This window comes from Streptomyces sp. NPDC048411, assembly GCF_040704695.1.
Classification (GTDB): Bacteria; Actinomycetota; Actinomycetes; order Streptomycetales; family Streptomycetaceae; genus Streptomyces.
On record NZ_JBEZKL010000204.1, the window covers coordinates 1 to 8,779 of the forward strand.

Annotated in this window: 7 protein-coding genes and 1 pseudogene; 3 read left to right on the plus strand and 5 right to left on the minus strand. The window is 68.7% G+C overall.

Annotated features, from left to right (window positions below):
* The 3 genes from AB0915_RS36590 to AB0915_RS36600 form a co-directional block, all read left to right on the plus strand.
* A partial coding sequence (locus tag AB0915_RS36590) for a DDE-type integrase/transposase/recombinase (RefSeq protein WP_366695350.1) occupies positions 1-357 on the plus strand: 357 nt, incomplete at its 5' end.
* Between the two features lie 214 nt (positions 358-571).
* On the plus strand, positions 572-1,297 hold the full coding sequence (locus tag AB0915_RS36595; RefSeq protein WP_366695352.1) for a substrate-binding domain-containing protein: 726 nt from the start codon (positions 572-574) through the stop codon (positions 1,295-1,297).
* A 755-nt stretch (positions 1,298-2,052) separates the two neighbouring features.
* The gene (locus AB0915_RS36600) at positions 2,053-3,126 is read left to right on the plus strand and encodes a TauD/TfdA family dioxygenase (protein WP_366695354.1); all 1,074 of its coding nucleotides are present in this window, start codon (positions 2,053-2,055) and stop codon (positions 3,124-3,126) included.
* Positions 3,127-3,798: 672 nt separating this feature from the next.
* Here AB0915_RS36600 and AB0915_RS36605 read toward each other — a convergent pair.
* From AB0915_RS36605 to AB0915_RS36625, 5 genes and pseudogenes are all read right to left on the minus strand, one after another.
* Positions 3,799-4,050, minus strand: a pseudogene (locus AB0915_RS36605) (succinyl-CoA--3-ketoacid-CoA transferase); the annotation flags it as partial.
* 191 nt (positions 4,051-4,241) lie between these two features.
* Complete coding sequence (locus tag AB0915_RS36610; protein ID WP_366695356.1) at positions 4,242-5,402, minus strand: hypothetical protein; 1,161 nt, start codon at positions 5,400-5,402, stop codon at positions 4,242-4,244.
* A complete protein-coding gene (locus AB0915_RS36615; RefSeq protein ID WP_366695358.1) occupies positions 5,399-6,610 on the minus strand; it encodes a Dabb family protein in 1,212 nt (403 codons plus the stop codon). The genes AB0915_RS36610 and AB0915_RS36615 overlap by 4 nt, the downstream gene beginning before the upstream one ends.
* A gap of 21 nt (positions 6,611-6,631) precedes the next feature.
* Complete coding sequence (locus AB0915_RS36620; RefSeq protein WP_366695360.1) at positions 6,632-7,156, minus strand: aromatic-ring-hydroxylating dioxygenase subunit beta; 525 nt, start codon at positions 7,154-7,156, stop codon at positions 6,632-6,634.
* Complete coding sequence (locus tag AB0915_RS36625; RefSeq protein WP_366695362.1) at positions 7,153-8,505, minus strand: aromatic ring-hydroxylating dioxygenase subunit alpha; 1,353 nt, start codon at positions 8,503-8,505, stop codon at positions 7,153-7,155. The genes AB0915_RS36620 and AB0915_RS36625 overlap by 4 nt, the downstream gene beginning before the upstream one ends.
* Positions 8,506-8,779: the final 274 nt, after the last annotated feature.

Genomic DNA, 8,779 nt, shown 5'->3' on the forward strand with positions numbered 1-8,779 from the left:
CGCAAACTCCTGAAGAAGACCGGCACAGTGCCGAGGGTGCTCGTTACCGACAAGCTTCGCTCCTACGGCGCGGCCCACCGCGAGGTCATGCCCTCGGTCGAGCACCGCTCCCACAAAGGCCTGAACAACCGGGCCGAGAACAGCCACCAGCCCACCAGGCAACGCGAACGCGCCATGAAAGGCTTCCGCAGCGTCGGTGGTGCCCAACGGTTCCTGTCCGCGTTCAGCGGCATTTCACCCCACTTCCGACCCCGACGCCACCTGCTCACCGCCACCGACTACAGAGCCGAGATGACCGTCCGCTTCACGATCTGGGAGCAGATCACCGGAGTCGCCAGCCTGCCCACCATGGCCTGAGCGCAGGCCCGCACCGCGGGCCCACCACGCCCCGACGCGCCATCAGGCACCCACGCACCCAACAACGTGACAACGCCCGCGCACCGGCTCGGCTACCAGCCCAACCACTCCGCCCGGGCGCTGCGGACCGGCGCCACCGGGACCATCGGCGTGGTGGTCCCCCACGCTCGCCAACCCCTACTTCGTCCAACTCGCCGATGCCATCGCGCAACAGGTGCGTGCCGCTGGCGGAACGCTCGTCATCTCCGACGCGGCGAACGACACCGCGGTCGAGGCCGAGCAGATCGACACCCTGCTCGCCGGCCGGGTGGACGGTCTGCTCGTCATCCCGGTGTCCGTCAACGAGTCCGGACCCGCTATCCGCGATGCCTCCAGACGGGGTCCGGTGGTCCTCTTCGACCGGTGGGCCAAGGGATCTGGTACGGTCGCCGTCACGCTCGACAACGCGTCCGCGGTGCGGCTCCTCCTCGATCACCTGGAGGGCATAGGGAGGCGACGGATCGCGCTCGTCGCCGATCAGGCGTCCTCCTCGGGTGCCGAACGGCTGGCGGCCTTCGTCGAGGCTCAAGGGCCTGAAGCCACCACCATCCTCCTGCCCAGTTTCACCACGGACGCCGGACGGACGGCGGGGCGTCGCATCATCGAGCAGCGCGACCGGGTCGACGCGGTCGTCTGCGGAGCGGACGTCCTTGCCGTGGGGCTCGTGAGCACGCTGCACCGCTCGTCGGTCGCCGTACCCCGGCAGATTGCCGTCACCGGGTTCGATGACACCGAGATGATCAAGCTCCTCGACCCGCCCATCACGTCCATCCGCCACCCGCTGTCAGCCATGGATCAGCGCGCACTGACGCTCCTTCAGGCGCCCAGCCGGGAACGGACCGAGCGGGTCGAGCGGTTCCCTCCTGAGCTCATCGTCCGCGCCTCGACCGAAGAGGCCTGACGGACTGACATATCGCTGGATCGAAAAGCGAGTTGGCCACTCGGACGCTACCGTCGGTTCGTTGACCCGACTGTGGGCCGACGCTCCCCTTGCGGTTCGCTCACCCCACCGGCCAGAAGTCCGTCTTTTTCTGAGGGTTGCAAGCTGATTGGTCGTCACATGATGTAAGTCCGTGACCGGTGGTCCATTCACTTGGAATGGCCGCGGCTTGGTGCCGTCGACGCCGCCCGGGCTCTTTCGCCTCGACCCAGATCGCCCCCTCCACCCGGCCACGGCCGTCTCGTCGCACTCGGCCACCTGCCGCGCGGGTACCGGTCGGCCCGGCCCCATGTGCGCGCCGACGTTCTGCCGCAGCGCCCGGCCGCCGAGCCGCGTACGGCGAGGATGCCACGTTCACTCAAAAAGCCGCTTTGCAAGATGGCGTCTCGTATATTGACGAGCGCTCGGGCCTCCCCCTACCGTGGGGACACTTCTCAAAAGGACGGGACCAGCATGAGGCCAGTCGCTCTCACGGGCGCCTTGCTCGTGTCGTGCGCCGGCCGCCGGACCTTCGACCGACAGCTCAGCTACTCCCCGCCCCGGGAGGGACTGCGCCCCGGAACGGCTGCCGGCGAGCCACAGACTCCGTTCTGAGTCCTCTGAGTTTTCTGAGTGCCGTTCGTCGCCGCGCGATGAGCAGCCACCGCACACCGAAACGTCGTCCGTCGTGTCTTCGCCGACGGGCCTGTCATCACATCTTCGAGGAGTGCATCAGCGTGACCTCCATTGTCGGCCGTGAGCCGATCTCCGGGCCGTCCGCCTGGCGCGGCGACGAGCTGTCCAAGTCCACGGAGTGGATCTACGTCCTCAGCGACGCCGAGCGCGCCGAGCTGGAAGACCTGGGCCGGCGCTTCGTCGCCGACGACCCAGACCTGCGCACCGTCACCGCCGCCGACTACCCGTTCGACGCCTGTCGTGCCCTGAACGACGAGTGCGCCCGCCAGATGGACACCGGCCGGGGCTTCGTCCTGGTGCGTGGCCTGCGCACCAAGGAATACGGCGACGTCATGGCCGCGGCCATCTTCTTCGTCATGGGCCTGCACCTCGGTCGGCCGATCAGGCAGAACCAGCGCGGCGACCTGCTCGACCACGTGATCGCCACGTCGGACAAGACGTTGTCCGACGAGGGCGCCCTGCCCTCCCGTGTGCGGGACCGACTGCCGTTCCACTCGGACAGCTCCGACGTCGTCGCCCTCATGTGTCTGCGAGGTGCCAAGGAGGGCGGAGCCTCCAGCCTGGTCAGCGGCACCACGGTCTACAACGAGTTGCTGATCCGCCGACCGGACCTCGCCCCGCGGCTCTTCGACTCCTATCACTGGAATTGGCGGCGCCAGGACCCCGACTCCCCGGAGTTGACATACACCTCGCCGATCATCAGCTACGTCGACGGCGTTTTCAGCACCTACGCGGGCAGCTCGATGGTCTTCAGCGCCCAGCAGTACCCCGACGTCCCAAAGCTGACACCCGACCAGGTCGAGGCCATCAACCTCTTCGACGAGATCTCCCAGCACCACGGCCTGCCGATCGACATGGACTTCCAGCCCGGGGATGTGCAGTGGCTGCTCAACTACGCCGCGTTGCACTCGCGTACCGGCTACGTCGACCACCCGCAGCCGGAACGCCGCCGGCACCTGCTGCGTCTGTGGCTCAAGCGTGATGTCGGCCGCCCGCTGACACCCAGGTTCGGCAAGCACGTCGTGGAAATGGGTGAGCCCACCGGACCACCGCTGGCCGGTGGCCGATTCCGCATCGCCGACGCCGTCACCGTGAACGACGAGTGGGGAGTGTGACGTCGTGCCCTCTCGGTGACGGTCGGTCATTCTCGTCGTCGGCAAGACGGACTGCCGGCCGGTCAGGCACTGAGGCAAAGTCATCGAACGGTATGAACTCGGCCGTGACACCCACGCGCCGGATCCGGCATCGGCGCCCCTCGGGCACTCTCTCCGCGACGAGCGCCGAGGGTGGGGAAGTAGTGCCGCCGGGCAGCGGAGAGCACGTCAGTCCGTGACGTCGGCTCACCGTCGGTACGGCCCGGGCGCGCTCAGCGTGCAGTGCCTCCCGGGCACGGGCATCGTGGAGACAACCAGCCCTAGGACGGGCGTGATCGCGGTGACGACGGTCCGGGTTGATCTCCCTCGCCGCGGGGTCTGCGGAGGGTCTCATGGAACCGACCCGCGTAGCCCGACTCGACCGCCCCGCCGGTTGCGACCTGGGTGGGCAATCCCCGTTGACGTCTCTGCGGTCGGCGCCCTCTCGCCGACGCTCCGGCGAGGAGCGCCGAACCGCCGGGGCGCGATCCAGACGGGCCTTCACCACAGAGGCGGTGAGGTCGTCCGGGGCGCGCACCCGACAGAGCCGCCGTGCCCTCCGACCGGTGTACGGACGGGGTCGCTACGCTTCACGGGGGGCATGTCCGCCGGGGACGAGCACCTTCGCGGCCGGCCTCGCCGGTCTCCCGGGGCGGTGACGCCGGAGGCGGTCTCGACGAGGACCAAACCGCCACCGGTGCCGTCGAGGACACCGAGTCGGTGACGATCCGGTCCACGCAGCCCTTTCCCGGTGAGCGGCAGGTCGCGCTCCGGCACACTCTTCGGGGTGCCGCCCTTGGCGGTGCGGGTCATGGTGACGATCACCCGGCGGGTACCGTGCACGAGCCCCATGGCTCGGCGGATACCGGTCGCCGCCTTGTTCGAGATCGCCCGGTTGGCGAGGTCTTTCTCTTCGGATGGGCCCACACCTCCCTGGACGTCAGCGGCCGGCGCCGTTCCCGCGGGACCCTCCCGGCGTGCCCATCGTCTCCGTGCGCCGGGTCCCGTCGACTTCCCGGTGTGGCGGGTGGTCCGCGCTGTCGACGAGCTGCCCGCACGGTTCGTCGGCAACCGCCGCCCGCGCCAGAATCTCCGGGCTACGCCAGTTCTGTCAACAGCCGCCGATAGATGCGCGCATAGGCGGTCAGCTGCGCCAGCGACAGTTCATCGCAACGCGGATCATCGGCGGCCGGCTTCGTCTGCGGGCCGAGGCGCACGGTCTCGACGCCACAGGCGCGCAGCACGACGCCGTCGGTCGATCCCGTCCAGCCGGTGACGGTCGGCGGCGGCGAGCCGAACTCGTCGAGCCAGGCCGCCCAGGCTGCCGTCACCACCGGGGCGTCGGTCGGCGTGGCCGCAGCCGACGCCACTGGCTCGGCCTCCACATCGACCGCGCAGTTCCGCAGCACCGACTCCGCGCACCGCATCCGCAACCGGTCGGCCAGCTCGGCCGCCAGCGCCTTCGGCTCCACCTGGTCACCCACTACGACGTACAGACCGATCCGCATCTGGGCCGGCAGGAGGTCCGGCTTGTCCGGCCAGCCGCTATCGATCGCACCGATGCCACAGGCCCGGCCGGTCTGCCCGAGCCGCGGGTCGGCGGCCAGGTACGCCGTGCGCCAGCGGGCCAGCTCGTCCAGGATGACGCCGGCCGAGGCGACAACTCCCCCGGGCGGCGTGGCCGACTCCGCCGCCATCGCGGCCCCGGAGCGGCCGGTGACCCGGACGGTCAGGTAGAGCGCCCCGGGCTCGTGCCACAACAGCGTGGGAGGGCCGCACTTGGCCACGATCGCGGACCGCGGCAGCGGGTACGCGTCGATATATGCCTCCAGGCCGGTGATCCCGCCGGCGCGGCGGTGTGTCCCGGAGCCGGCGAGCAGCAGCCGTCCGGCACCCGCTTCGGCGAAGGCGACCAGCGCGGCGGCCACCGGCCCGCGGGCGACCCCGAGCCCGAAGCCGGTCACCACGTCGTCGGCCACGCCGAGCGGACCGACCGGCGCGGCGTCGCCGGTGATGAGCCGGATGCCCGCGCCGTCGTGGTTCAGCGACGTGTCGAGGTGGGAGTACAGCAGTGGGCCGGCCCCATGTGTGGCGACCAGACTGCCGCCTTCGCGACCGTACTCCTGCACCTGCCACTCGATGTGCGGCCACCGGGCCGCGCAGCGACTGCGCAACCGATGGGTCGCCGTCCGTTCCTGACCTCGTGGCGCGGGGGTCGTGTCGAGCAGCCGCAGGACGTCCAGCAACTGCTGTCTCAAAAGCGTCCCCAGTCGTCGGAGGCCGGACGCCACACGTCGATGTTGCGCGGGTCGGCCGGCATTCTGCGGGGCCGGTGAGTCTCGTGCTCCTCCGGTGTGAACACCCGGTGCCGGTCGCACAGCTCGTATCGCGGGCCGAAGCGGGTGTCGTGCATGTAGAAGGCGATCGACGTCGATGCCGAGTGGTTGACGATGTCGGAGGCGATCGGGGCACCCTTGTACAGCGCGCGGGCACGCATCCGCATGACATGGTCGAGGCTCTTCATCGCGAAGCACAGGTGCGCGACATAGTGCTCCGTGTTCTTCTGCACCGCGAGGCTGTGGTGGTAGCGGTCCTCGCAGCGGTAGAACGTGGTCGAGCCGACGACGTGGTCCGAGGGCAGGAACTTCAGGACGTTCTGATAGAAGTCCAGCGTCTCCTCGAACTTCGGGGTGGCGATGAAGGGGTGCACCAGGTCGAGCGGCCGGATCTCGATGTGGGGCGGCTCGGCGTACTCCTGGAACTCGGTGAACAGCTCGACGACCAGGCCGTTGGGGTCCTTCACCGCGAAGCCGTTGTCGCACAGCGCCTTCTGCCGCTCCTGCAGTTCCAGGACCTCAAGACCGGCGTCGAGAACGGCCTTGTGCAGTTGCTCCAGGACCTCCTCGCTCTCCACGCTGTAGCCGACGGCGGTCGTCCATCCGTCGGCGCGTTCGGGCGCGTGGATCAACTCGATCGCGTGGTGCTCGATGTCGGCGCGCAGGTAGGCGTGGTCGTCCGTGCGCTGCTCCAGTTGCAGACCGACGTGGTATTCGAGGAAGTCGATTGTGGCCTGCATGTCCGGAACCTCGATCCGGGCGTACTCCATGCCGTACGGGCCGTGCGGGCGGGTGCTCACCGACGGTCTCCTTCCTACCGTGAGCGGCGCCCACTCGGCGAACTCGATCGAGGTGATGGCCTGTTGGGCGATGACCGGCCGCCAGCGAGTGCGCACGAAGTGTTCGTGCGACTCGCTGCCGAGATAGGCGAGCAGGTCGTCCTGGCTGTCGAAGTCGACGGCCATGGTGTGGGTGAAGGTCTGGTCGCGGGTGCTGATGTTCTCGCCGAGGACGAAGCCGCGCATGGCCGGGTACCGGTTCGGGAAGGTGCGCAGTTCGCCCAGCACGGACTCGCGCGTCTTCCGGTCGGTCCCCTCGGCGAAACGGAAGGACAAGGTGTGTCTGATCATCGGGTCACCGTCCGTCGCCGGTCAGAGTATGAAGCTGAGTCGGGCGCCCGCCGCGAGCGACTCGTGACCGAGGACGGAACGCCGCAACCGGAAGCGGAGCCCGTCCTCGGTGGGCACCAGGAGGTGGTCGTACCACCCGACGTAGGCGTCGAAGTGGCCGTCGCGGGCGCGGTGCACCACGAAGGAGGCGGCCACCTTGAAAGAGTCCTCGGTGTCCTCGGAGAGCCGCACGTTGGACACCAGCCGGTGGGTGCGTGAGTGCGGGTTCTCGGCATGCGCCTTGCGGGACTTCAGGCGCTTGACCCGGGCGCGGAGCAGGTCCCAGTCATCGTCGACGAACGATCCGTTCTCGTGCGGCGACCAGCCGGGCCGGTAGTCGGTGGTCGGGATCTCGAAGCGGGCGCCGGGTTCGAAGAGGGCGAGCCAGCCGTCGTAGTCCCAGCGGTCGAGGATGTCGGCCTCGGCGTAGAGGAAGTCCTCCACGTCCTGCCGATTGACGGTGCGTCCCGCACACCACACGGAGCTGCGGTTGCCGATCGTCGTCATCGCACGTCCCTCCCCACCGGGAAGGAAGCCGGACGCTCGCCGTGGATCTCGATGCCGTCGTCGAACCCTATGGCGTCGATCCAGTGCCGCCAGAAGCCGCGCATCGCGCCTTCGTCGACCGACCGGCCCTGCGCTCCCTTGACCTCGTCGACCATGCCACGCGACATGTCACTGAAGTCCAGCTCGGGGATCCCGGTGCCCGCCGTGGCCTGGATGCCGCGTTGAACTGCCTCGTACGCCTCGATGTCGTCCGGTGTGGCGAGGCCGCCCGGGCCGACGAAGCTGACGACCGTCTTCATGCGCAGGGCGCGCGTCTCCGGGTCCTCGGCGCGAGGGACCAGTTGCCAGGCGCGCACATCGGTCTGGTCGGGGGCCACCGGCTCCAGTTGGCGGATCGACAGGCCCTCGATGTCGAACAGCAGCAGGTTCGGGAACACGAACAGGATGTGGCTCTCGTCGGCCACGTGGTGCGCCCGCTTCTCCCCCAGCCGCTGGGTCATCTCGGCCCGGTGGGCTTCGGTGCGGACCCGTTCGGCCTCGCCGAAGCGCGGTTCCCAGATCATGCTGATCCGCCCGCCGTGCCCGGTCAGGACCAGCAGACCGTGGCCGTTGCCGAGGTTGTACGCGTACTGGTTGTCGTCGGTGACGGCGTAACCGCTCTCCCGCAGGTAGCCCACGAACGTGTTGTGGGTCGGTGCGAAGTGGTAGCCGTCCATCGCGTTCTCGACGGCGAGCTTCCAGTTGCCGCGCACGCTGTAGAGCTGCGTGCCGGGCAGTGTGGTCATGCCGCCGACGTGCTGCTGCTCGATCATCGTCAGGTAGTCGGCGGCGTCGCCGAGGTGTTCGAGCAGCGGCGGGACGTCGGGGTCGAAGGAGACGAAGACGAACCCCTCGTGGATCTCCAGGCGCGGCACGCCGCGCAGTCCCATGGAGGCCCGGAACTCGTCGCTCGACTCGTACGCGCCGGCGTCCGGGATGGCGGCGACCTCACCGTTGTTGCGGAACGTCCAGGCGTGGTAGAAGCACTGGAAGAGCCTGGTCGAGCCCTCGTTCTCGCGGCACAGCACGGTGCCGCGGTGCGGGCATGAGTTGAGGAACGCGTGCACCTCGCCGGTGGTGTCCCGGCAGAAGATCAGCGGTCGACCGCCCAGAGTGCGGACCTTGAAGTCGTTGGGGTTGGGGATCTCGGTCTCGTGCCCGAGGTAGAGCCAGGTGTGCATCCACACCCAGCCGCGTTCCCTGGCGAACAGTTCCGGGCTCCGGTACGCCTCGCGGTTGATCCGGAAGGTGAGCTGGTCCCAGTCTTCGACGATCATCGTTGCTGGTGCGGTCCGGGGATTGCTTCCCATGGGGAGTTTGCCTCTCACAAGTCCCGACCCGAGCGGCATTCCGTGAGACGCCGTCTCGTATGTCGCATTAGCCTCCCCCGGTGAGCTCGACGGTGTCAAGCATCCGTCACACGGTTGACACCCCGACCTGACGCCGCCATCATCCAATTTCACATTGAGATACACCGTCTCGCATTCTGCACGATCGTGTGAAGGGCGACAAGCGCGTGCCGTACGTCATCACCGACGCCTGCGTCGACGTCATGGACAAGTCCTGCATGGAAGAGTGCCCAGC

Bases quoted from the DNA above. Each gene is read 5' to 3' on its own strand.
- AB0915_RS36615 (WP_366695358.1), bottom strand. From the start codon at position 6,610: ATGATCAGACACACCTTGTCCTTCCGTTTCGCCGAGGGGACCGACCGG.
- AB0915_RS36620 (WP_366695360.1), bottom strand. From the start codon at position 7,156: ATGACGACGATCGGCAACCGCAGCTCCGTGTGGTGTGCGGGACGCACC.
- AB0915_RS36625 (WP_366695362.1), bottom strand. From the start codon at position 8,505: ATGGGAAGCAATCCCCGGACCGCACCAGCAACGATGATCGTCGAAGAC.